Here is a 22,091-nt window from a genome sequence, read left to right as displayed (position 1 = left end):
GTACCGTATGGCCGCGGAAGCAGGTACCGTTAAACCCCTACGGACGGTCTCTCCACGGAGAGCCCGCTCCGAACCATGAACGCGTGTCAGACTCTGGGGCCGTCGAGCCCCGTCACCGAGGGGGTCGAGCCATGGGGCGCGGCCGGGCAAAGGCCAAGCAGACGAAGGTCGCCCGCCAGCTGAAGTACAGCAGCGGCGGGACTGACTTGTCGCGTCTGGCCAATGAGCTGGGCGCATCGCCGACTGATCCGCCGCTGCCTGTCAGCGTGCCGGTCGAAGTCGATGACGATGACGATCAAGATGAAGACGACCCGTACGCCAAGTACGCGGCCCTCTACAACGACGATGACGAAGAGGACGAGGACGAAGAGTCCGGTCCGTCTGCGCATCGTCGCGGCGCTTGACGCTTTCACGGTGTCTGCACGCAAGGTCTAGAACACCGAAACCCGGTCCAGGGCATCGCCCCGGGCCGGGTTTCCGTGCTGCTCGCACTCGGTCCTGCTGATCAGCTCGCGTAGTCGCCGGTCAGGGTCGCGCCCTCGGTGAGGTCGCCCCGATCCAGGATCTCGCCGGCGACCCAGGCGTCGACGCCCCGGTCGGACAGCGCGGTCAGGGCCACGTCCACCGACTCCTGCGGGACCACGGCCATCATGCCGACGCCCATGTTCAGGGTCTTCTCCAGCTCCAGGCGCTCCACCTGCCCGGCCTTGCCGACCAGGTCGAAGATCGCGCCGGGGGCCCAGGTCGAGCGGTCGACCGTGGCGTGCAGGTGGTCCGGGATCACCCGGGCGAGGTTGGCCGCGAGGCCGCCGCCCGTGATGTGGGAGTAGGCGTGGACCTCGGCCGTACGGGTGAGGGCCATGCAGTCCAGCGAGTAGATCTTGGTGGGCTCGAGCAGCTCCTCGCCGAGGGTCCGGCCGAGCTCCTCGACGTGCTGCTCCAGCGCCATTCCGGCCCGGTCGAAGAGGACGTGGCGGACCAGCGAGTACCCGTTCGAGTGAAGACCGGAGGATGCCATCGCGATGACGGCGTCGCCCGTGCGGATACGCTCCGCGCCCAGCAGCCGGTCGTACTCGACGACTCCGGTGCCCGCGCCCGCCACGTCGAAGTCGTCCGGGCCCAGCAGGCCCGGGTGCTCGGCGGTCTCGCCGCCGACCAGGGCGCAGCCGGCCAGGACGCAGCCCTCGGCGATGCCCTTGACGATGGCCGCGACACGCTCGGGGTGGACCTTGCCGACGCAGATGTAGTCGGTCATGAAGAGCGGCTCGGCACCGCAGACGACGATGTCGTCCATGACCATCGCGACGAGGTCGTGGCCGATGGTGTCGTACACGCCCATGCGGCGGGCGATGTCGACCTTGGTGCCGACCCCGTCGGTGGCGGAGGCCAGCAGGGGGCGCTCGTAGCGCTTGAGGGCGGAGGCGTCGAAGAGGCCGGCGAAGCCGCCGAGGCCGCCCAGGACCTCGGGGCGCTGCGTCTTCTTCACCCACTCCTTCATCAGCTCGACGGCGCGGTCTCCCGCGTCGATGTCCACGCCCGCGGCTGCGTAGCTGGCACCGGTGGTCTTCTCTGTCATGACAGGAGAGAGCTTTCGTGTCGTTGCTGCGTGTGGTGCGAGGGCCCGGGAGAAGCTTCAAAGACGAGCCCGCGCGCAGTTTGAGCAGGATGTGCAGGATGAAGGGGGCCTACGGGTCCGCGGGCTCGGGTGAGCCCGCGGACCGTACGCGGTGTCGCGGCCCTACGGGCGCCGGAGCGCGTCGGCGGCGTCCGTGCCGCCGGCCAGCTCCGACTCCAGGAGCTGCTTGCCCAGCAGCTGCGGGTCGGGCAGCTCCATGGGGTACACGCCGTCGAAGCAGGCCCGGCAGAGGTTGGGCTTCTGGATCGTCGTCGCCTCGACCATCGCGTCGAGCGAGATGTACGAGAGCGAGTCCGCGCCCAGCGACGTGGCGATCTCGTCGACCGTCATGCCGTTGGCGATCAGCTCGGCCCGGGTGGCGAAGTCGATGCCGAAGAAGCACGGCCACTTCACCGGCGGCGAGGAGATCCGGATGTGGACCTCCGCCGCGCCGGCCTCGCGGAGCATCTTGACCAGGGCGCGCTGGGTGTTGCCGCGGACGATCGAGTCGTCGACGACCACCAGGCGCTTGCCCCGGATGACTTCCTTGAGGGGGTTGAGCTTGAGGCGGATGCCCAGCTGGCGGATCGTCTGCGAGGGCTGGATGAAGGTCCGGCCAACGTAGGCGTTCTTGACCAGGCCGACGCCGTACGGAATCCCGCTGGCTTCGGCGTACCCGACGGCGGCGGGCGTGCCCGATTCCGGCGTCGATATCACCAGGTCGGCATCGGCCGGGGCTTCCTTGGCCAGGCGCCGGCCCATCTCGACACGCGAGAGGTAGACGTTGCGGCCGGCGATGTCGGTGTCCGGGCGCGCCAGGTAGACGTACTCGAAGACACAGCCCTTGGGCTTTGCTTCCGCGAAACGAGAGGTCCGCAGACCGTTCTCGTCGATCGCGATGAGCTCGCCCGGCTCGACCTCGCGGACGAAGCTGGCGCCGCAGATGTCCAGGGCGGCGGTCTCGCTCGCGACCACCCAGCCGCGCTCGAGGCGGCCGAGGACCAGCGGGCGGATGCCCTGCGGGTCACGGGCGGTGTAGAGCGTGCCCTCGTCCATGAAGACGAGCGAGAAGGCGCCCTTCACCAGCGGGAGGACCTTGGTGGCCGACTCCTCGATGGTCAGGGGCTTGCCGTCGTCGTCCGTCTGGCCGGCCAGCAGGGCGGTGACCAGGTCGGTGTCGTTGGTGGCCGCCACCTGGGTGGCGCGGCCGTCCTGACGGGGGAGGTCGGCGACCATCTCGGCCAACTCGGCGGTGTTCACCAGGTTGCCGTTGTGACCCAGGGCAATGGAGCCGTGGGCGGTCGCGCGGAAGGTGGGCTGCGCGTTCTCCCAGACGGAGGCCCCGGTGGTCGAGTAGCGGGCGTGACCGACCGCGATATGACCTTGGAGCGAGCCGAGAGAGGTTTCGTCGAAGACTTGGGAAACGAGGCCCATGTCCTTGAAGACGAGGATCTGGGAACCGTTGCTCACAGCGATGCCCGCGGACTCTTGTCCGCGGTGCTGCAGTGCATACAGTCCGAAGTAGGTGAGCTTGGCGACCTCTTCACCCGGAGCCCAGACACCGAAGACGCCGCAAGCGTCCTGGGGGCCCTTTTCGCCGGGGAGCAGGTCGTGGTTGAGTCGTCCATCACCACGAGGCACGCCTCCGAGTGTAGGCGAGATCGACCACTGGTCCGAATTGGGGACGCCCCGTAAAAATCACAGTGCGCACAGTCGGGCAATCCCTGCGGAGGGTGACCGCACACGGGCCGTCTCAATATCCGGATTGCCCTGGTTGACAGCCGCCTGTCGGTTCGTACAAGCTTCCGGCCCATGCAGCCTCTCGGTGACCACTCCGTCACCCTCGTCGAGCGCCGGCACGTGGACCTGGTCCGTGTCGCGAGCGCCATCTGTCGCTGTTTCGCGTAGTCACACGCCGCTTTTCGCTTTTCTTTTTCCCGCTTCCCCCTTTTCCCCCGCGTGAGCCAGCTCCGCCGTGCCCTGCGCCGTCCCGCGCTGCCCGGAGCCGGCCGGCGGGCCATGCCCTGGAGCACCTGTGACCTCGAACGGATCCAACCTGTCCCGGCGCGCCTTCGGCGGCGCGGTCGGCGTGACCGCGGCCGCCGCGGCGGTGGGGCTGGGCGCGGCCGCGCCCGCCCAGGCCGCCGGCCCCGGAGAGCAGGATTTCCGGGCCGCGCGCGGCCGCCGCTCCCGCCGCCCGAACATCCTGTTCATCCTCGCGGACGACCTCGGCTGGGCCGACCTGTCCTCCTACGGGGCCCCGCACATCAAGACCCCGAACCTCGACAGGCTCGCCCGCCAGGGCGTGCGCTTCACCGACGCCTACTCCGGCTCCGCGACCTGCTCCCCGACCCGCTTCAGCCTGTACACCGGCCGCTACCCGGGCCGCGCCAAGGGCGGGCTGGCCGAGCCCATCGCGGACAAGTCGGTGGGCCTGGAGCCCACCCATCCGACCCTGGCCTCGCTGCTGAAGGGCTCCGGCTACGCGACGGCGCTGATCGGCAAGTGGCACTGCGGCTACCTGCCCGACTACAGCCCGACCAAGTCCGGCTGGGACGAGTTCTTCGGCAACTTCGGCGGAGCGCTGGAGTACTACTCCAAGCTCGGCCTGGGCGGGGAGTACGACCTGTACGAGGGCGACGCCGAGTACAAGGACCTGCGCTACTACACGCGGATCCTGACCGAGCGCGCCGGCGAGTACGTCTCCCGCGACCACGGCGACAAGCCGTGGCTGCTGAACCTCAACTTCACCACCCCGCACTGGCCGTGGATCGCCGACGGGGACACCGAGGCGAGCGCCGAGGTGACGCGCCGGATCAAGGCCGGTGACGGACGGGCCCTTTGGCACCAGGACGGCGGCTCCATCGAGAAGTACAAGCAGATGGTGGAGGACCTCGACCGCTCGGTCGGCGAGGTGCTGAAGGCGCTGGGGCGCTCCGGGCAGGAGGAGGACACCCTGGTCTTCTTCTCCAGCGACAACGGCGGGGAGCGCTTCTCCCACAACTGGCCGCTCGCCGGCAACAAGGCCTCCCTCCAGGAGGGCGGCATCCGCGTCCCGAACATCGTGCGCTGGCCCGCCCGGCTCGACGGCGGCCAGGTCAGCCACGTCCCGGTCTTCACCCCGGACTGGACGGCGACCGTGCTCGAACTGGCGGGCGCCCGCGCGAACCCGGCGTACCCGCTGGACGGGGTAAGCCTCGCCGGATACCTGCTGCGCGGCGAGAGGATCGCCGAGCGCAACCTCTTCTGGCGGGTGCGCGGGGAGCGGGCGCTGCGCCGCGGGGACTGGAAGTACTACCGCGGCAAGGCGGGCACCGACCAGCTCTTCAACCTGGCCGGGGACATCCGCGAGCAGGCCGACAAGGCGGCGCTGGAGCCAGCCCGGCTGGCCGAGCTGCGGGCTGCCTGGGAGAAGACCAACGCGGGGCTGCTGCCCTACCCGGGCTGATCCCGATCCGTGGTCCACAGCCTGTGGAGGGCCGTGGGCCACGGCCGGTCCGGCGCGGCCACCACGGCCTCCCGGACCCGGGGTCACCTGGACCCGGGGTCACCCGGTGGCGGAGCCCGCCTTGGCGGTGATGCCCTTGGCTCCGCCGTCGCCGTCGCCGCTCGCGGTCAGGGTGAGGGCGTCGCCCTGGATCCTCCAGTCGAGCGGGCCGCTGCCGAAGAGCCCGGTCAGCGCCCGCTCGACCTCGCCGGCCCCGCCCTCGCAGGCCATCCGGGTGGTGGTGAGCGTCCCGAAGGTGAGCCGGTTCCCCTCGACGGTGGCCTTCGCGTTGAACCGGTTGCAGCCGAGGTTGCCGCTCGCGGAGCCGTCGGCGGCGACGGTGAAGCGGGCCCGGCCCGCCGCCTCGGCAGCCAGCGAGCTCGCGGTGCCCCCGCCGAGCAGGGAGTCCACCGTCCACACGGTGTCCACGAGCGACGCCTTGGGGGTACGGGGCTTCGTGGTCAGGCTGATCTCGTCCCCCGCGGCGGTCTTCAGCGTGACGGTGTCCGGCTGCTCCCGGACGGTCAGCCGGCCCTGGAAAAGCCTGGCGAACTCCGTCTCGAACCGCATGTCCGCGCAGGCCATGTCGGTGGAGGCGCCCGGCCGCACGGTGATGGCGGACCCGGCTTCGAAGACGACCGCGGCCGTGAAGCCGTTGCAGCCGTAGTTGCCCGTGGCCTCGGCCTCCCGGCCCCCCTGACCCGGCTCCAGGGTCAGCCGGGCGGCATCCGGCGCGGTCAGCTTCCGTCCGTCCACGGTCAGGCTCACCACCGACCAGCTCCCGGAGAAGGTGCGGTCGGGGGGCGTACCTCCGGCCCCGCCGCCGTCACCGCAGGCGGTGGCGGTGGCGGACAGCGCGAGTACGGCGACCAGGGCGGCGGGGAGGAGCGGCAGCGTACGCATGCCGCTGGGACGCGGCCGGCGCCCCGGTGGTTCCCCGGCTCAGCTCATCAGGGGAAGCAGCGCCGAGAGGTCGGCGCGCTCTCCGCTGGCCCGGACCTGGGCCGCGTCCAGCGCTTCGGCCCAGCTCGTACGGCCGGTGGCGAGGCGGATCCAGGTCAGCGGGTCGGTCTCCACCACGTTCGGCGGGGTGCCTCGGGTGTGCCGGGGCCCCTCGACGCACTGCACCACCGCGAACGGCGGCACCCGGAACTCCACCGCCCCGCCCGGAGCCTTGAGCGCGAGGGCGTCGGCGAGCAGCCGGGTGCAGGCGGCCAGGGCCTGCCGGTCGATCGGCACGTCCACTCCGGTGGCGCGGCGCAGGTCGTCGGTGTGGACGACCAGCTCGACGGTACGGGTGACCAGGAAGTCGGCCACCGTCATGGCCCCGATCCACAGGTCCAGCACGCGGCTGCCGGGGTTCGCCTCGAGCGCCTCGGCCATGCGGGCGGCGGCCCGGTCGTAGAGCTCGGGCAGCGGGGCGCCGTCGAGGGTCTCCTTGGCGGCCTCGGCGATCTTCCCGGCGAGCGAGGCGGTGGCGAAGGGCCACTGCGCCGCGGGCAGTTCGGCGACGGCGGCGGGCGGCCGGGCCAGGCCGCCGGCCAGCGAGTCGGCGATCCACGCGATGTGCGCGGCGAGTTCGGCGACGGACCAGTCACCGAGCCCGCTCGGCCGGGCGAGCTGCTCGGCGTCCAACCCCCGTACGGCGTCCCGTACATGCCCGAACTGCGCGACGACGGCCGCGCTGGTCTTGTCGTGGTCGTAGGTGCGCGGCTTCTTCTTGGTGGGCGGCATGGCGCCGACCTTACGCCGCCCGGACCGGCCGGGCGGCGCACCTCAGTCCTTCGGGGCCGGGGGCAGGCTGGTCTCGCAGCCCGCCTTCGCCGCGGCGCGCACGGCCGCCTCGCGGGCCAGCCCCGACAGGAAGCCGCGCCCCCTGCTGCCCCGGCCGTCGCCCTCGCCGGCTGCGGTCGCCCGCAGGGCGGTCACTCCGCCGGACCCGGCCGGGTCGGCGCACTTCGCGATCGCCGTGACGCTGAAGGTCCCGTAGTCGAACCGGCTTCCGCCCGGTTCGGCGTCCTTGGAGGCCACCACCGCGACGGAGGCGAACTCGTCCATCTGCCTCTGGCCCTCGAACGTCCCCTCACGCAGCAGCACGCACGCCTGGTCCCCCGTGGCGCCCGCCTCCACCCTGGGCGTGCCGAACCCCATCACCGCATCCGGATCGACCAGTCCCTGACAGTTCTCGATGATCTCCGCCCGGCTCCGCGCGCGGTCCCCGGAGTTGTCGTAGAGGAACCAGCCGCCCACCCCCACGGCGGCCACGATCACCGGCATCCCGGCCCTGAGCAGCCATCGACCCCGACCCTGCTCCATCTGGACCCCGTTCCCCCGCCGGCTCCGCCACCGCCGTCGGTGCGGGCTCCTTGCCGGAACGGACGAGCCCCCGCCCGGAACAGTTCCGGACGGGGGCTCGAAAAACGCCGGGTCAGGCCAGCAGCCCCGGGATCGTCCCCTCGTGGGCGGTGCGGAGCTCGGCCAGGGGGAGCGTGAACTCGCCCTGGATCTCGATCTCCTCGCCGTCCACCACACCGATCCGGGCCGCCGGGAGGCCCCGCGCACCGCACATGTCGGTGAAGCGGAGCTCCTCGCTGCGCGGGACGGCCACGATGGCCCGGCCCGCCGACTCGGAGAAGAGGAAGGTGAAGGCGTCCAGGGCCTCGGGCACCACGATCCGCGCACCGTTGCCGCCGCGCAGGCAGGACTCGGTGAGCGCCTGGATCACGCCGCCGTCGGACAGGTCGTGCGCGGCGTCGATCATGCCGTCGCGCGAGGCCGAGATCAGGATCTCGCCGAGCAGCTTCTCGCGGCCCAGGTCCACCTTGGGCGGCATGCCGCCCAGGTGCTGGTGGACGACCTCGGACCAGGCGGAGCCGCCGAACTCCTCGGCGGTGTCGCCGAGCAGGTACAGCAGCTGGCCGGCCTCCGCGAACGCCATCGGCGTGCGGCGGTTGACGTCGTCGATCACACCGAGGACCGCCACGACCGGGGTCGGGTGGATCGCGATGTCACCGGTCTGGTTGTAGAGCGAGACGTTGCCGCCGGTCACCGGGGTGCCCAGCTCGAAGCAGCCGTCGGCGAGACCACGGGTGGCCTCGGCGAACTGCCACATGACGTCCGGGTCCTCGGGGGAGCCGAAGTTCAGGCAGTCGGAGATGGCCAGCGGCTTCGCGCCGGTCGCGGCGACGTTGCGGTACGCCTCGGCCAGCGCCAGCTGCGCGCCCGTGTACGGGTCGAGCTTGGCGAAGCGGCCGTTGCCGTCGGTGGCCATCGCGACGCCGAGGTTGGTCTCCTCGTCGATGCGGACCATGCCGGCGTCCTCGGGCTGCGAGAGCACCGTGTTGCCCTGCACGAAGCGGTCGTACTGGTCGGTGATCCAGGACTTCGAGGCCTGGTTCGGCGACGAGACCAGGGCCAGGACCTGCGCGCGCAGCTCCTCGGAGGTCTGCGGCCGCGGCAGCTTGCCCGCGTCGTCCGCCTGCAGCGCGTCCTGCCAGGAGGGGCGCGCGTAGGGGCGGTGGTAGGTGGGGCCCTCGTGGGCGACGGTGCCCGGGGGCACGTCCACGATGAGCTCGCCGTGCCAGAAGATCTCCAGCTGCTCGCCCTCGGTCACCTCACCGATGACGGTGGCGATGACGTCCCACTTCTCGCAGATCTCCATGAAGCGGTCGACGTACTGCGGCTCGACGATCGCGCACATGCGCTCCTGCGACTCGCTCATGAGGATTTCCTCGGGCGAGAGCGTCGCATCGCGCAGCGGGACGGTGTCCAGCTCGACGCGCATGCCGCCGGAACCGGCGGAGGCCAGCTCGGACGTGGCGCAGGAGAGCCCGGCGCCGCCGAGGTCCTGGATGCCCGCGACCAGCTTCTCCTTGAAGATCTCCAGGGTGCACTCGATGAGGAGCTTCTCCTGGAAGGGGTCGCCGACCTGGACCGCCGGACGCTTGGTCGGCTTCGTGTCGTCGAAGGTCTCCGAGGCCAGCACGGACACGCCGCCGATGCCGTCGCCGCCCGTGCGGGCGCCGTAGAGGATGACCTTGTTGCCGGGGCCGGAGGCCTTGGCGAGGTGGATGTCCTCGTGCTTCATCACGCCGATGCAGCCGGCGTTGACGAGCGGGTTGCCCTGGTAGCAGGCGTCGAAGACGACCTCGCCGCCGATGTTCGGCAGGCCGAGGCAGTTGCCGTAGCCGCCGATGCCCGCGACGACGCCCGGCAGGACGCGCTTGGTGTCGGGGTGGTCGGCCGCGCCGAAGCGCAGCGGGTCGACGACGGCGATCGGGCGGGCGCCCATGGCGAGGATGTCGCGGACGATGCCGCCGATGCCGGTGGCCGCGCCCTGGTAGGGCTCGATGTAGCTCGGGTGGTTGTGCGACTCCACCTTGAAGGTGACCGCGTAGCCCTGGCCCACATCGACGACGCCGGCGTTCTCGCCGATGCCGACGAGCATGGCGTCGTTCGGCGGGACCTTCTCGCCGAACTGCTTCAGGTGGACCTTGCTGCTCTTGTACGAGCAGTGCTCGGACCACATGACCGAGTACATGGCGAGCTCGGCGCCGGTGGGACGGCGGCCGAGGATCTCCTTGATCCGGGCGTACTCGTCCTCCTTGAGGCCGAGTTCCTTCCAGGGCTGGGAGGCGTCCGGGGTCTCGGTGGCGTTCTTGACGGTGTCGAGGCTCATGCGCTGACCAGCTTCTTCAGGACCGACGTGAAGAACGGGAGGCCGTCGGTGCGGCCCGTCCCGATCAGCGGTTCGACCGCGTGCTCGGGGTGCGGCATGAGGCCGACGACGTTGCCCGCGGCGTTGGTGATGCCGGCGATGTCGCGCAGCGAGCCGTTCGGGTTACCGCATCCATCAGCGGCTTCGCCGCGGACGACGTAACGGAAGGCCACTCGGCCTTCGGCCTCCAGTTCGTCCAGCACCCGCTCGTCGGCCACGTAGCGGCCGTCCACGTTCTTGAGCGGTACGGAGATCTCCTGGCCGGCGGTGTAGTCGCCGGTCCACGCGGTCTCCGCGTTCTCGACCCGCAGCTTCTGGTCGCGGCAGATGAAGTGCAGGTGGTTGTTGCGGAGCATCGCTCCCGGCAGCAGGTGGGCCTCGGTGAGGATCTGGAAGCCGTTGCAGATGCCGAGGACGGGCATGCCGCCCTTGGCCTGCTCGATGATCGTCTCCATCACCGGCGAGAACCGGGAGATGGCTCCGGCGCGCAGGTAGTCCCCGTAGGAGAAGCCGCCCGCGAGGACGACGGCGTCGACTTGGTGGAGGTCCTTGTCGCGGTGCCAGAGGGAGACCGGCTCCGCTCCCGCGAGGCGCACGGCGCGCAGCGAGTCACGGTCGTCGAGCGTTCCGGGGAACGTGACGACTCCGATGCGAGTGGTCACCGTCAGGCCTCGACCTTCACGGTGAAGTCTTCGATGACGGTGTTGGCGAGGAAGGTTTCGGCCATCTTGTGGATGCGGTCGAGGGCGGCCTGGTCGACCGGTCCCTCCACCTCCAGTTCGAAGCGCTTCCCCTGGCGGACGTCGGCGATCCCTTCGAAGCCCAGGCGCGGCAGTGCACGCTGCACCGCCTGGCCCTGGGGGTCGAGGATCTCCGGCTTGAGCATGACGTCGACTACGACGCGTGCCACTGGCACTCCCGATGAGGTGGTTGGTGCGAAGGCGGTTCCCTCAGCGTACCCGGCCGAAATTTCTACGCGGGTAGATAGGCTTCGGATCCGATCACCGGGCCGTTTCGGCTTCACCAACGCTTCGCAAAATCCACCGGAAAACCACGTACCCGGCATTGCGGCGGGACACGCGGAGAGAATTAACTGGGCTTCGCAATGCAATGGGAATCGGGGTACAAAGGATTCCTCCGATGTGTCGGCATTTTCCGCGGCGCAACGGGACCGGAAAGTTGCATTGCTCCGAAACATCCACACAGGCGGCAGCACAGCTCCGTCCCCGCATGTCAGCGGGGAGCCGGCGCCGCACGAAGGGACCGATATCCGTGGCGCAGCGCGTAGTAGTCACGCTCTCCGACGACATCGACGGTGGAGAAGCGGTGGAAACGGTCGTCTTCGCTCTGGACGGTAAGACGTACGAGATCGACCTCAATGTCGCCAACGCAAAGAAACTGCGGAAGGGCCTGGCCCCGTTCGTGGCGGCCGGCCGGCGCCAGGCGCGTTCCGGGAAGGCCTTCAAGCACACGGCCATCGCCCCCGACCCGGCGGTCGTCCGGGCCTGGGCCCGGTCCAACCAGCTCGACGTCCCGCCGCGCGGCCGCATCCCCAAGAAGGTCTACGAGGAGTACAACGCCGCTCACTGAGAGCCGATTTGCCATCCACCCCTACCGGTCCGCTAGTGTGTGGATCACGCCAAGGGGCGCGGCCGCAAGCCGAACCCCGAAGTCGTGCGGGTGTAGTTCAGTAGCAGAACATCCCCCTTCCAGGGGGAAGGCGCAGTGTGCGATTCCTGTCACCCGCTCTGCAACGCATTACCGACCACGGTTGTGGATCAGGTAGAGTGATGCACGCATCGCACGGCACTTCGTGCTGTGGTGAGTATGCGGACGTAGCTCAGTTGGTAGAGCACCACCTTGCCAAGGTGGATGTCGCGCGTTCGAGTCGCGTCGTCCGCTCAGCGCACAAAGGCCCCGGTCATCGACCGGGGCTTTTGTCGTATTCCGGATCGCCGTCGTTCGCCTTCGGGTTCGCCTTCGGGTTCGCCTTCAGGTTCGGCCGAAGTCCGAAGTCCGAAGTCCGATGACATGTGTCATGGCCGGGACGGCCCGGCGGCCGCGAGACTGGGGCCATGAAACTCACCGGCTGGTGGAAGAACCGCAGCAGCGCGGGGAAGGTCGAGCTGTACACCCGCTGGTCGTTCCACTTCTTCGTGCTCGTCGAGATCTTCTCCATCGGCCTGGCCGCGCTCGGCTCCATGGAGGGAAAGGCCTCGCCGGCGGTCGCCCTCCCGCTCTTCCTCCTCGTGTGCGCGCACTCCGTGCTCGTCGGCTTCCTCTCGTCCCGCGCGCTGGACTGGATCGTGGACCGGCGCGAGCGGCCGACCCGGCTCGCGGCCGTCACCACCGCCCTGACCGGCGCCGCCGTGCTGGCCGTCCTCGCCCTGCGCGCGGCCGGCCGGGACGGCGGCCCCACGGTGGCCCCGACCCTCGTCGTCGGCATGACCTGCTTCACCAGCGGCACGCTCGTCCTGTGCATGCGCGAGGTCCGGCACATGCGCTACGTCGCCCCGGTCGCGGCCGCCGGCGCCTCGGTGGCGGCGCTCGCCTTCGGCATCCCGACCGGCGAGTCCGCCGGATTCGCCGTCGGGGTGCTGCTGAGCAGCGCCTTCTTCTGCGCGGCCTGCGGGTTCTCCGGCTGGCTGCTCAACACCGTGCACGAGCTGGACCGCGCCCGCGAGGTCCAGGCGCAGCTCGCCGTGGCCGAGGAGCGGCTGCGCTTCGGGCGCGACCTGCACGACGTGATGGGCCGCAACCTCGCGGTGATCGCCCTCAAGAGCGAGCTGGCGGTGCAGCTGGCCCGGCGCGAACGCCCCGAGGCCGTCGACCAGATGATCGAGGTGCAGCGGATCGCCCAGGAGTCCCAGAAGGAGGTCCGCGACGTGGTCCGCGGCTACCGGGAGGCGGACCTCGCCGTGGAGCTGGAAGGCGCGCGCGGGGTGCTGCGCGCGGCCGGGATGGACTGCCGGGTCGAGTTCGAGACGGACCGCGACCTGCCCCCGGAGGCACAGTCGGCGCTCGGCTGGGTGGTCCGCGAGGCGACGACGAACGTGCTGCGGCACGGCGACGCCCGCAGCTGCGTGATCCGGCTGACCGCCGAGGAGCGGACGGGCGCGCTCACGCTGGTGGTGGAGAACGACGGGGCCCCCAAGGCCCCGGCCGGGCCCCCGGGCTCGGGACTCGCGGGGCTGCGGGAGCGGCTCGCGGCGCTGGACGGCACGCTGGAGGCCGGTCCGGTGGGCGGCGGCCGGTTCAGGCTGCGCGCCGAGATTCCCGGCCCGGCCGGGCCGATGCGACAGGAGGCACGGGCATGAACCCGGTACGCGTACTGCTGGCCGACGACGAGCACCTGATCCGGGGCGCGCTCGCCGCACTCCTGGGCCTGGAGGACGATCTGCTGGTCGTCGCGGAGGCCGCCTCGGGGCCGGAGGCGCTCGCGATGGCCCGGGCCCACCGGCCCGACGTGGCGGTACTGGACCTCCAGATGCCCGGGGCGGACGGTGTGAGCGTGGCCACATCCCTGCGGGCCGAACTCCCCGGCTGCAAGACCATGATCGTGACCAGCCACGGCCGCCCCGGGCACCTCAAGCGGGCCCTGGAGGCCGGCGTACGGGCCTTCGCGCCGAAGACGGTCTCGGCCCAGCGGCTGGCCGAGCTGATCCGGACCGTGCACGCGGGAGGCCGTTACGTGGACCCGGAGTTGGCGGCCGACGCGATCAGCGCGGGGGACTCCCCGCTGACCGCGCGCGAGGCGGAGGTGCTGGAACTGGCCGGGGACGGGGCACCGATCGCGGAGATCGCGGAGCGCGCCTCGCTGTCGCAGGGGACGGTGCGGAACTACCTGTCCTCGGCGGCGTCGAAGCTGGGCGCCGAAAACCGGCACACGGCAGTGCGTCTCGCGAGGGAGCGGGGTTGGGTATAGTAGGTCTCGCGTTACGGCGCATGCGGACATAGCTCAGTTGGTAGAGCACCACCTTGCCAAGGTGGATGTCGCGCGTTCGAGTCGCGTTGTCCGCTCTGTAACGAAGAAGCCCCCGGTCCTCGGACCGGGGGCTTCTCCCGTTTCCGGGGCCCCGGGACAGGGGCCCCTTCGCGATGTCCCGGCCGGCTCAGACCCAGGTCTGGCCGGTGAGCCGCTCGTAGGCCTCGACGTACTTGGCGCGGGTCTGGTCCACGACCGCCTGGGGCAGGCTCGGCGGCGGCAGTTCGCCCTTGGAGTCCCAGCCGGAGGCCGGGGAGGCCAGCCAGTCGCGGACGTACTGCTTGTCGAAGGACGGCTGGCTGCGGCCCGGCTCCCACAGGTCGGCCGGCCAGAAGCGCGAGGAGTCCGGGGTCAGCACCTCGTCGGCGGCGACCAGGGCGCCGTCCTTGTCGAAACCGAACTCGAACTTGGTGTCCGCCAGGATGATCCCGCGGTTGCGGGCGATGTCCCGGGCGCGGCCGTAGACCGCGAGGGTGCTCTGGCGCAGCAGGGCCGCCGTCTCGGCGCCCTGGGTGCGCGCGACCTCCTCGTAGGAGACGTTCTCGTCGTGCTCGCCCACCTCGGCCTTGGCGGCCGGCGTGAAGATCGGGGCGGGCAGCTCGGAGCCGTCGACCAGGCCCTCGGGCAGGGCGAGTCCGCAGACCGTACGGGTCTTCTCGTACTCGGCGAGGCCCGAGCCGGTGAGGTAGCCGCGGGCCACGCACTCGACGGGGACCATGTCGAGGTTCCGGCAGACCAGGGCGCGGCCGGCCCAGTCGGCGGGGGCGCCGGCGGGCAGCTCGGTGCTGATGACGTGGTTCGGGACGAGGTCGGCGAGCTGGTCGAACCACCACAGGGAGAGCTGGGTCAGGATCCGGCCCTTGTCCGGGATCTCGGTGGGCAGCACCCAGTCGGCGGCGGAGATGCGGTCGCTGGCGACCATGACGAGATGGCCGTCCTCGTCACGGTAGAGGTCGCGGACCTTGCCGGTGTGGAGGTGGACGAGGCCGGGCACCTGCACCGGCTCGGGCTTTTCGACGAATCCGGGCACGGTGTCTCCCTGTGGTTCTGTACGAGCGCGCGGCCCATTCTCCCGCACCGCTCCGCGAACGGGGACAACGGGTCCGGCCGGGCCGGGTCAGTCCCTCTTGCAGATGCGGTCGAGGAGGTTCGCGGTGGCCCGCTGGACACGCTCGTCCACGTGCCCGGGGCGGTCCAGGGCGGGGGACCAGGCGAAGGTTCCGGACGCGAAGACGAGCGCGCCGCTCGGTGCCCGGTAGAGCGAGGTCTCCTGGTGGCGGAGGTGCCCCTCGCCGTCCTCGTACGGGGAGTGGGCGAGCAGGATCCGGCTCTGGTGCTCGGGGAGCTGGGTGCGCGGGAAGTAGCGGTCGGCCTCGCCCGCGACCAGGCCCGGCAGCTCGTCGTTCTCGGCGGCGCCGGTGGAGTCCCACAGCCAGTGCGTGGCGTTGCGCACGATCAGGGGCGCGGGCTCGGGGACCCGCCCCGCGTACTGGATGCCGAGCAACTGCTGCTCGGCGCGGTCCACTTCGCGCCAGAGGCTGGAGCGGCCGGGGCCGCGGCGTTTTCGGCAGGTGAGGAGCCGGTCGTCCACGCCGGAGGGCGAGGGGGAGAGCTCGACCTGCCAGTACATGGTGTTGGCGGAGAGGAAGACGAGCGAGGTGCCGTGGTCGCGGGCGCGCTCGACGGTGCGGCGCATCGGGGCGGACCAGTACTCGTCGTGGCCGGGGAAGACGAGGCCGCGGTAGCGGGTGGGGTCGATGCGGCCGGCGTGCAGGTCGCGGGCGTCGGCGTAGGCGAGGTCGTAGCCGTAGCGCTCGGCCCAGCGGATGAAGTCGTAGGCGTGGCCGACGTGCAGGGGCAGGCCCGCGCCGGCGTGCGGGCGGTCGAAGGAGACGGTGATGGCGGCGTCGCGCTCGCCGAGCAGCCGGCCGTCCTCGTCCCAGGCGTGGTAGAGGCTGGCGCCGGTCCGGCCGTCCTCCGGGTAGAGGTTGTAGGCCTGCCAGGTGATGTCGGGGAGCAGGAGCAGCAGATCGGCCGGGTGGTCGTCCCGCACCGTGAACGGGATGTGGGAGCGGTAGCCGTCGGCCGTCGTCAGGACCGCCACATGGGCGCCGACGCTCCAGTACGAGGGGACCTGGAGCCGCCAGGACAGCCACCAGTGGTGGCACGAGACGGTGCGGTCGGCGGTCAGGGGCGCGGGCTGGACGATGCCGGAGAGCCGCGGGCTGGTGGTGATCTTGGAGGCGCCGTCACCGCCGTAGTGCCCGATGCGGTAGACGTCGACGGAGAACTGCTGCGGCGGGTCCACGGTGATGTGGAAGTCGATGGCCTCACCGGGCGCGACGGCGCCGGTGGAGCTGAACCCCTTGATCTGCCGGTGCACGTCGTCCGCGGTGCGCGGGCCGCCGTTGCCCCGGGCGCGGGGGATCTGCCCGGGCCCCGCGGCGACGGCGGGGTCGACGTACCAGGGCACGACCTGCCCGTTGTCGTCGTAGTACAGCTCGCTGCCCCGGAACCACGGCAGCGGCCCCTGTCCGAAGGGGTCGGTCACCGCGTGCGCGAGCGCACCTGACTCCCAACGCCGGATCTGCTCCGCACCCATACCGCTCCCCTCCCTCGCTCCCCCGAACGCCGCGACCGGTCCCAGCACATCACATAACGCACGCACTCCGTCACCGTTCGTCGCTAAAAATTCAGCGATCAAAGAGTTTCGTGCGGGGAGCGATGGCGGGGCGTTGGCCGTGCGGTGCCGGTGGCCGCAGGCCGGAGCCCGGCCGGACTCCGGCCGGGCTACACCAGCCGGACCGGCTTCTCCGGCCGTACGCCCACTTCCGCGAGCCAGTCCCGCAGGGGCGCGCAGTCCCCGTCCTCCACGAGCGAGAGCACCCGGGGCGCGAGGTCCGCCCGGCGCGCGCCGCCGACCAGCAGCACCGGACCGTCCAGCCAGTCCAGCCCCGGCGCCGCCCCGGCGGAGTCCACCGCGGCGCAGGACACCAGCGCCACCACGTGGTCCGCCAGCAGGTCGCGACCGCTGCGCGGCGCCTCCAGCGGGAACAGCGGCAGGGCGTCGGCTCCCCGCGCCCCCGCATCGGCGGCGGCCGGCGCGGTCTCCCGCGCGACGTCTCCGCTCAGCCGCCCCGCCAGCGCCTCGCCGCCACCGTCCGTGAGGTACGACAGCACCCGCTGCACGGTGGAAGCGGCGGGCCCCGACGGCGCGGACAGCGCGTCCAGCGCGGCGAGCAGCCGCGCGGCCTCCGTACGCCACTTGCGGTCGACGACCTCCTCCGGATACTCCGCCCAGTCCACCGGCGACCAGTCCGGTCCGGCCTCGGCCGGACCGCCGTGGAACAGCCGCGCGGCCAGCAGCGAGGCGGCCTCGTCCACCGCTCCGGGCTGCTCCAGCAGATCGCAGGCCGGGCGCTCGCCGAGGCGCGGGGTGAACCCGTCGGCCAGCCGGTCGCGCCGGGACAGCTCGGTCAGCGCGGAGACGACCCCCGCGTCGAGGCGGGCGGGCCAGCGGCCCATCCGCCAGGCGGGCAGCGCGACGCGGGTCAGCAGCCGGTCCCAGCCGGCGTACGCCAGCCCGACCTGCTCCTGGGCGACGATGCGCAGCCCGTAGTCCACACCCTGTGCACGCTCGGAGGCGGCGGCGGCGACCCCGCGCTCCATCTCGGCGGCGTCCACCCGGCACAGCCGCAGCAGCAGCCGGGCGGGGGCGGCGATCCAGCCGAGGAACCGGCCGTTGCCCACGTCCACGGCGGCATCGAGGCCCCGTACGAATCCGCGCGCGTCGGCTATGTCCGGGTGCGCGGACGGGCCCGTGCCGGCGACGACGGGGGCGAGCACGGCGCGGAGCTCGGCGACGCGCATCCACCACAGGAAGGGCGAGCCGATCACCAGCACCGGGGCGGCGCCCGGCTCGGTCTCGGGTGCGGAAGGTCCGGCGAGTCCGGTTCCGGGTGCCGCGCCGGACCCGACCGCCCTGCGGGTGCGGGCGCGGCGGTGCGCCGCGTGCGTGCGGTCCTCGAGCCAGCTGTCGCAGTCGGGCGTCAGGGCTATCGCGGAGGGCGCCGGGACGTCCATCCGGTCCGCCAGGTCCCGCACGAGCCGGTAGAGATCGGGGGCGGCGGCCTCGGACAGCGGCACCGTCGGCGTCATGGCGGGGCTCGCCCGCAGGACGACGGCGGCGAAGATCCCGCCGACGAGCAGGACGAGCGCGGCGAACGCGCACACGCCGAGGGTCACCGCCGGCCAGGGGTCACCGGCCAGGCGGCCCGTCATCCGGGCGCTCACCAGCACCACGGCGAAGGCGGCGGGCAGCAGCCCGAGGGCCAGGGCCCGGCTGCGGACGCGCAGCACGGCCAAGGCACGGGAACGCGCGGACGGCGTGCCCACTTCAGCGATCGAACCGGTTCCGGACACGACCGGACCTCACCCCCCTCTGCCTTGCTGCTGCGTTGCTCACTCCCCCACTGTGACACCGCCCACTGACATCGCAATGCCGGTGGGCCAAGTGCCGGAATGAGAGCCGGAATGCTTGCGCCGCACCATAGTTGGGGCGGACGCGGACGTCAGGCAGACCGGGTGACGATCACCCGATGGAATGGCTTTGGGCAAAGGTGGGTGCGTTCGAACGCGGCTGGATGCACTCGTACGCGAGCATGCGCGCGGGCCCGGCCGCACCGAGTGCGCACCGGGCCCGCGTCCGTGGAATTCCGCTGATCAACGGCCCTCCGCCGCCTTTTCGGCGATGTCCGTGCGGTACTGCGAGCCGTCGAGCTTGATCCGCGCGACGGCCTTATACGCCCTCGTACGGGCCTGCGCCAGATCGGAACCGGTCGCCGTCACCGACAGCACGCGCCCGCCCGCGCTGACGACCGCGTCGCCTTCGAGCCGGGTCCCGGCGTGCAGGACGTACGCCTCCGGGGCGTCCTGCTCCGCGACCTCGGCCAGACCCTCGATGGGGTCCCCGGTGCGCGGGGTCTCCGGGTAGTTGTGGGAGGCGATGACGACCGTGACGGCCGCGTCCTCGCGCCAGCTGAGCGGGGGCAGGGTGCTCAGGGTGCCGTTCGCGGAGCCCAGCAGCACGCTCGCGAGCGGGGTGCGCAGCCGGGCCAGGACGACCTGGGTCTCGGGGTCGCCGAAGCGGGCGTTGAACTCGATGACCCGGACACCGCGCGAGGTGATCGCGAGGCCGGCGTACAGCAGTCCGGAGAAGGGGGTGCCGCGGTGGCGCAGCTCGTCCACGGTGGGCTGGAGGACGGAGGCCATGACCTCGTCGACCAGCTTCGGGTCGGCCCAGGGGAGCGGGGAGTAGGCGCCCATGCCGCCGGTGTTCGGGCCCGCGTCGCCGTCGAGCGCGCGCTTGAAGTCCTGCGCGGGCTGGAGCGGCAGCACGGTGACGCCGTCGGTGATGGCGAAGAGGGAGACCTCGGGGCCGTCGAGGAACTCCTCGATGACCACGCGGTCGCAGCCGAGCGCGTGGGCGCGGGCGGCGGCCAGGTCGTCGGTGACCACGACGCCCTTGCCGGCGGCCAGGCCGTCGTCCTTGACCACGTACGGGGCGCCGAAGGCGTCGAGGGCCGCGTCCACCTCGTCGGGGGTGGTGCACACGTAGCTGCGGGCCGTCGGGACGCCGGCCGCGGCCATCACGTCCTTGGCGAAGGCTTTGGAGCCCTCGAGCCGCGCCGCCTCGCCGGACGGGCCGAAGACGGGGATGCCGACCGCGCGCACGGCGTCGGCGACGCCGGCGACGAGCGGGGCCTCCGGGCCGACGACGACCAGGTCGGCGCGGAGTTCGGTGGCGAGGCGGGCGACGGCTTCGCCGTCGAGGGCGTCGACGGGGCGGAGCTCGGCCACCTCGGCGATGCCGGCGTTGCCTGGGGCGCAGTACAGCGCGTTGACGTCGGGATCGAGGGACAGAGAGCGGCACAGGGCATGTTCGCGGGCGCCGCCGCCGATGACGAGGACCTTCACGTCGTGCAGCCTAGCCCGGACCCGGGGGTGCCCTTCGTGCGGGCACCCAAATCGGACCCCCTAGTCGTTCGTGTATTCCTCCACAACGGTGGCCCCGAGCTCGCGCACGATCAGCTCGTGCCCGCTCAGCGCGCTGTCCACGAGGTCCGGGTCGTCGTCCTCGGGAACGTCGTCCTCGGGGGCGACCGGCGGGGGCGCCTGGTGGACGGGCGGCTGCTGCTGGTGCTGGGGCTGCTGCTGGTACGACTGCTGCGGCGGCTGCTGCTGCGACTGTTGCTGCTGCCCGTGCTGGTCCTGCTGCTGCGGCGCCGGGGCGTGCTGGGCCGGCGGCGGGTTGTAGGCGGGAGCGGGCGGAGCGCCGTAGGACGAGGCGGACACGGGCGCTAGCGGCCCCGTGCCCGCGCCGACCACGGCCTCGATCTTCCAGTTGACCTGGAACTGCTCGGCGAGGACCGCCTTGAGCACGTCCTCGCTGCCGCTGCTCGCGAAGTTGTCGCGGGCCCCGGCGTTGGGGAAGCCGAGCTGGAGGGTGGTGCCGTCGAACCCGGCGACCTGGGCGTTCTGGCTCAGCAGGATCCAGGTGAAGCGGCGGCGGTTCTTCACGGCTTCCAGGACGGCCGGCCACATCGCCTGGATCTGTCCGGCGCCGGCGGCCATGCCGGGGGACGGGGCGGCGGTTCAAGCAGAAGACGGCATCCTAGATTCCTGCCCACCTCGTGTGCCCGGAGATGTGTATCCGGGCCCGGCGTGGCCCCACCGTCGCGCCAGTGCCCCCTGATCCGCATGCCGGCCAGCGTAGGCCCCGGAGCGGGTCCGCAGTGGCGCCGAACCGGCCCGCAGCGGCTCCCCGGCGGCACCGCCGGGGCCCGCGGCGTCAAGGCCGCGCCCGGACCCGGGGTCCCTCTTGGGGGGTACGGCCGGGCGGGGCCGCCCGGGGGGCTCCGCCCGGGCCCCACAAGGCCTCGGGGGGCGGTTTCGGCTCAGCTGAGTGCTGCCGGGTGACTTCGGAGGGTAATCGTGTCGCGGCAATGCACGCAGCGGGCTTTACGAAGGGTTATGGTGGAACCCCCCCCTCGGGCCGGTCCGTATCCCCCCCACGGACCGGCCCGTTTTTCATGCCCCGGGCACGGCGGGCGAATCCGCAGGTCAGCCCCGCTGGGCCCAGATGTTGGCGCCGGGGGTGGACACCGCGAAGGAGTCGATCTCCTTCAGGTCCTGCTCCGACAGCGGTGCGCCGGACAGGGAAGCCACGTTCTCCTCGAGCTGCTTGACGCTCGAAGCGCCGATCAGCGCCGACGTCATCCGCTCGTCCCGCAGCACCCAGTTCAGCGCCAGCTGCGCCAGCGTCTGGCCGCGCCGCGCCGCGATGTCGTTCAGCCCGTTCAGCCGGCGGACGACGTCCTGCGACAGCAGGTCCGGGTTCAGGGACTTGCCCTGCGTGGCCCGAGAGCCCTCCGGGATGCCCTTGAGGTACTTGCCGGTGAGCAGGCCCTGCGCGAGCGGCACGAAGGAGATGCAGCCCATGCCGGCCTCCTCCAGGGTGTCCAGCAGGCCGTCCTCCTCCGTCCAGCGGTTGATCATGGAGTAGGAGGGCTGGTGGATGAGGGGGCGCACGCCCATCTCCCGCAGCAGCCGGGCCGCCTCCGCCGTCTGCTCCGCGGTGTACGAGGACACGCCCACGTACAGCGCCTTGCCCTGCTGGACCGCGGACGCGAGCGCGCCCATGGTCTCCTCCAGCGGGGTCTCCGGGTCGAAGCGGTGCGAGTAGAAGACGTCGACGTAGTCGACGCCCATCCGCTTCAGCGAGGCGTCCAGCGAGCCGAGCAGGTACTTGCGGCTGCCCCACTCTCCGTACGGACCCGCGTGCATCAGGTAGCCGGCCTTGGTGGAGAGGACCAGCTCCTCGCGGTGGGACGCGAAGTCCTGCGCGAAGATCTTGCCGAAGTTCAGCTCGGCCGAGCCGGGGGGCGGTCCGTAGTTGTTCGCGAGGTCGAAGTGGGTGACGCCGAGGTCGAAGGCGCGCCGCAGGATCGCCCGCTGGGACTCCAGGGACGCGTCGTCGCCGAAGTTGTGCCAGAGGCCGAGCGAGATCGCGGGGAGCTTGAGGCCGCTGCGGCCGGTGCGCCGGTACTCCATGGAGTCGTAGCGCGCGGGCTCTGCCCGATAGGGATTGTTTTCAGTCACGTTGTCCTCCCTATCACGGACTTGTGACAGGACCGAGTTGGGTACCGGATCCCGCCGCGCAGTAATGTGGCGGACCTGGGGGGACCGCATTCCGCATCGGGGGAATCGCTCGGAGGGGCTGGAAGAT

The 22,091-nt window shown here is 71.7% G+C and carries 20 protein-coding genes and 3 tRNA genes; 9 read left to right on the top strand and 14 right to left on the bottom strand.

The window, feature by feature from the left end:
• Positions 1-131 precede the first annotated feature (131 nt).
• A complete protein-coding gene (locus DRB89_RS17280) occupies positions 132-404 on the top strand; it encodes a DUF3073 domain-containing protein (protein WP_112449218.1) in 273 nt (90 codons plus the stop codon).
• A gap of 101 nt (positions 405-505) precedes the next feature.
• On the opposite strand, the gene purM is transcribed toward DRB89_RS17280, so the two are convergent.
• Both purM and purF read right to left on the bottom strand, forming a co-directional pair.
• The gene (gene purM / locus DRB89_RS17275) at positions 506-1,576 is read right to left on the bottom strand and encodes a phosphoribosylformylglycinamidine cyclo-ligase (protein WP_112449217.1); all 1,071 of its coding nucleotides are present in this window, start codon (positions 1,574-1,576) and stop codon (positions 506-508) included.
• A 162-nt stretch (positions 1,577-1,738) separates the two neighbouring features.
• Positions 1,739-3,256 (bottom strand): amidophosphoribosyltransferase, encoded by a 1,518-nt coding sequence (purF, locus tag DRB89_RS17270; RefSeq protein WP_112449216.1) that lies wholly within the window; start codon positions 3,254-3,256, stop codon positions 1,739-1,741.
• Between the two features lie 171 nt (positions 3,257-3,427).
• Between purF and DRB89_RS46340 the strand changes: the two genes are divergently transcribed.
• Positions 3,428-3,523 (top strand): putative leader peptide, encoded by a 96-nt coding sequence (locus DRB89_RS46340; RefSeq protein ID WP_343234525.1) that lies wholly within the window; start codon positions 3,428-3,430, stop codon positions 3,521-3,523.
• A gap of 127 nt (positions 3,524-3,650) precedes the next feature.
• The gene (locus tag DRB89_RS17265) at positions 3,651-5,063 is read left to right on the top strand and encodes a sulfatase-like hydrolase/transferase (protein WP_239516194.1); all 1,413 of its coding nucleotides are present in this window, start codon (positions 3,651-3,653) and stop codon (positions 5,061-5,063) included.
• Between the two features lie 99 nt (positions 5,064-5,162).
• Here DRB89_RS17265 and DRB89_RS17260 read toward each other — a convergent pair whose 3' ends face one another.
• From DRB89_RS17260 to purS, 6 genes are all read right to left on the bottom strand, one after another.
• A complete protein-coding gene (locus DRB89_RS17260) occupies positions 5,163-6,005 on the bottom strand; it encodes an META domain-containing protein (protein ID WP_112449214.1) in 843 nt (280 codons plus the stop codon).
• A 39-nt stretch (positions 6,006-6,044) separates the two neighbouring features.
• The gene (locus tag DRB89_RS17255; RefSeq protein ID WP_112449213.1) at positions 6,045-6,836 is read right to left on the bottom strand and encodes a maleylpyruvate isomerase family mycothiol-dependent enzyme; all 792 of its coding nucleotides are present in this window, start codon (positions 6,834-6,836) and stop codon (positions 6,045-6,047) included.
• 42 nt (positions 6,837-6,878) lie between these two features.
• Complete coding sequence (locus DRB89_RS17250) at positions 6,879-7,418, bottom strand: hypothetical protein (RefSeq protein WP_162688613.1); 540 nt, start codon at positions 7,416-7,418, stop codon at positions 6,879-6,881.
• A 112-nt stretch (positions 7,419-7,530) separates the two neighbouring features.
• On the bottom strand, positions 7,531-9,780 hold the full coding sequence (gene purL, locus DRB89_RS17245; protein ID WP_112449211.1) for a phosphoribosylformylglycinamidine synthase subunit PurL: 2,250 nt from the start codon (positions 9,778-9,780) through the stop codon (positions 7,531-7,533).
• Positions 9,777-10,481, bottom strand: coding sequence for a phosphoribosylformylglycinamidine synthase subunit PurQ (purQ, locus tag DRB89_RS17240; protein ID WP_112449210.1), 705 nt, complete (start codon positions 10,479-10,481; stop codon positions 9,777-9,779). Before purQ ends, purL begins: the two co-directional genes overlap by 4 nt.
• Before the next feature lie 2 nt (positions 10,482-10,483).
• Positions 10,484-10,735, bottom strand: coding sequence for a phosphoribosylformylglycinamidine synthase subunit PurS (gene purS, locus DRB89_RS17235; RefSeq protein WP_008740952.1), 252 nt, complete (start codon positions 10,733-10,735; stop codon positions 10,484-10,486).
• 356 nt (positions 10,736-11,091) lie between these two features.
• Between purS and DRB89_RS17230 the strand changes: the two genes are divergently transcribed.
• The 6 genes from DRB89_RS17230 to DRB89_RS17205 all read left to right on the top strand — a co-directional run bounded on the left by DRB89_RS17230 (position 11,092) and on the right by DRB89_RS17205 (position 13,839).
• Positions 11,092-11,409, top strand: a complete 318-nt coding sequence (locus DRB89_RS17230; RefSeq protein ID WP_112449209.1) for an Lsr2 family protein — start codon at positions 11,092-11,094, stop codon at positions 11,407-11,409.
• An 86-nt stretch (positions 11,410-11,495) separates the two neighbouring features.
• Positions 11,496-11,567, top strand: a tRNA-Gly gene (locus DRB89_RS17225).
• 81 nt (positions 11,568-11,648) lie between these two features.
• A tRNA-Gly gene (locus DRB89_RS17220) sits at positions 11,649-11,721 on the top strand.
• Between the two features lie 173 nt (positions 11,722-11,894).
• Positions 11,895-13,136: a histidine kinase gene (locus tag DRB89_RS17215; protein WP_112449208.1), complete on the top strand. Its 1,242-nt coding sequence runs from the start codon at positions 11,895-11,897 to the stop codon at positions 13,134-13,136.
• Positions 13,133-13,744, top strand: coding sequence for a response regulator transcription factor (locus tag DRB89_RS17210; RefSeq protein WP_112449207.1), 612 nt, complete (start codon positions 13,133-13,135; stop codon positions 13,742-13,744). The genes DRB89_RS17215 and DRB89_RS17210 overlap by 4 nt, the downstream gene beginning before the upstream one ends.
• A gap of 22 nt (positions 13,745-13,766) precedes the next feature.
• A tRNA-Gly gene (locus tag DRB89_RS17205) sits at positions 13,767-13,839 on the top strand.
• Positions 13,840-13,931: 92 nt separating this feature from the next.
• On the opposite strand, the gene DRB89_RS17200 is transcribed toward DRB89_RS17205, so the two are convergent.
• The 6 genes from DRB89_RS17200 to mgrA all read right to left on the bottom strand — a co-directional run bounded on the left by DRB89_RS17200 (position 13,932) and on the right by mgrA (position 21,964).
• A complete protein-coding gene (locus tag DRB89_RS17200; RefSeq protein ID WP_112449206.1) occupies positions 13,932-14,834 on the bottom strand; it encodes a phosphoribosylaminoimidazolesuccinocarboxamide synthase in 903 nt (300 codons plus the stop codon).
• An 87-nt stretch (positions 14,835-14,921) separates the two neighbouring features.
• Positions 14,922-16,406, bottom strand: a complete 1,485-nt coding sequence (locus DRB89_RS17195; RefSeq protein ID WP_112449205.1) for a N,N-dimethylformamidase beta subunit family domain-containing protein — start codon at positions 16,404-16,406, stop codon at positions 14,922-14,924.
• Between the two features lie 188 nt (positions 16,407-16,594).
• Positions 16,595-18,226 (bottom strand): hypothetical protein, encoded by a 1,632-nt coding sequence (locus DRB89_RS17190; RefSeq protein ID WP_112449204.1) that lies wholly within the window; start codon positions 18,224-18,226, stop codon positions 16,595-16,597.
• A 300-nt stretch (positions 18,227-18,526) separates the two neighbouring features.
• Positions 18,527-19,780 (bottom strand): phosphoribosylamine--glycine ligase, encoded by a 1,254-nt coding sequence (gene purD, locus DRB89_RS17185; RefSeq protein ID WP_112449203.1) that lies wholly within the window; start codon positions 19,778-19,780, stop codon positions 18,527-18,529.
• Positions 19,781-19,840: 60 nt separating this feature from the next.
• On the bottom strand, positions 19,841-20,437 hold the full coding sequence (locus DRB89_RS17180) for a hypothetical protein (protein WP_204358144.1): 597 nt from the start codon (positions 20,435-20,437) through the stop codon (positions 19,841-19,843).
• Between the two features lie 489 nt (positions 20,438-20,926).
• The gene (mgrA, locus tag DRB89_RS17175; protein WP_112450417.1) at positions 20,927-21,964 is read right to left on the bottom strand and encodes an L-glyceraldehyde 3-phosphate reductase; all 1,038 of its coding nucleotides are present in this window, start codon (positions 21,962-21,964) and stop codon (positions 20,927-20,929) included.
• Positions 21,965-22,091 lie beyond the last annotated feature (127 nt).

Origin of the sequence: Streptomyces sp. ICC4 (assembly GCF_003287915.1) — a bacterium.
Classification (GTDB): Bacteria; Actinomycetota; Actinomycetes; order Streptomycetales; family Streptomycetaceae; genus Streptomyces; species Streptomyces tritrimontium.
This window is presented reverse-complemented; position numbering and strand designations above follow the sequence as displayed.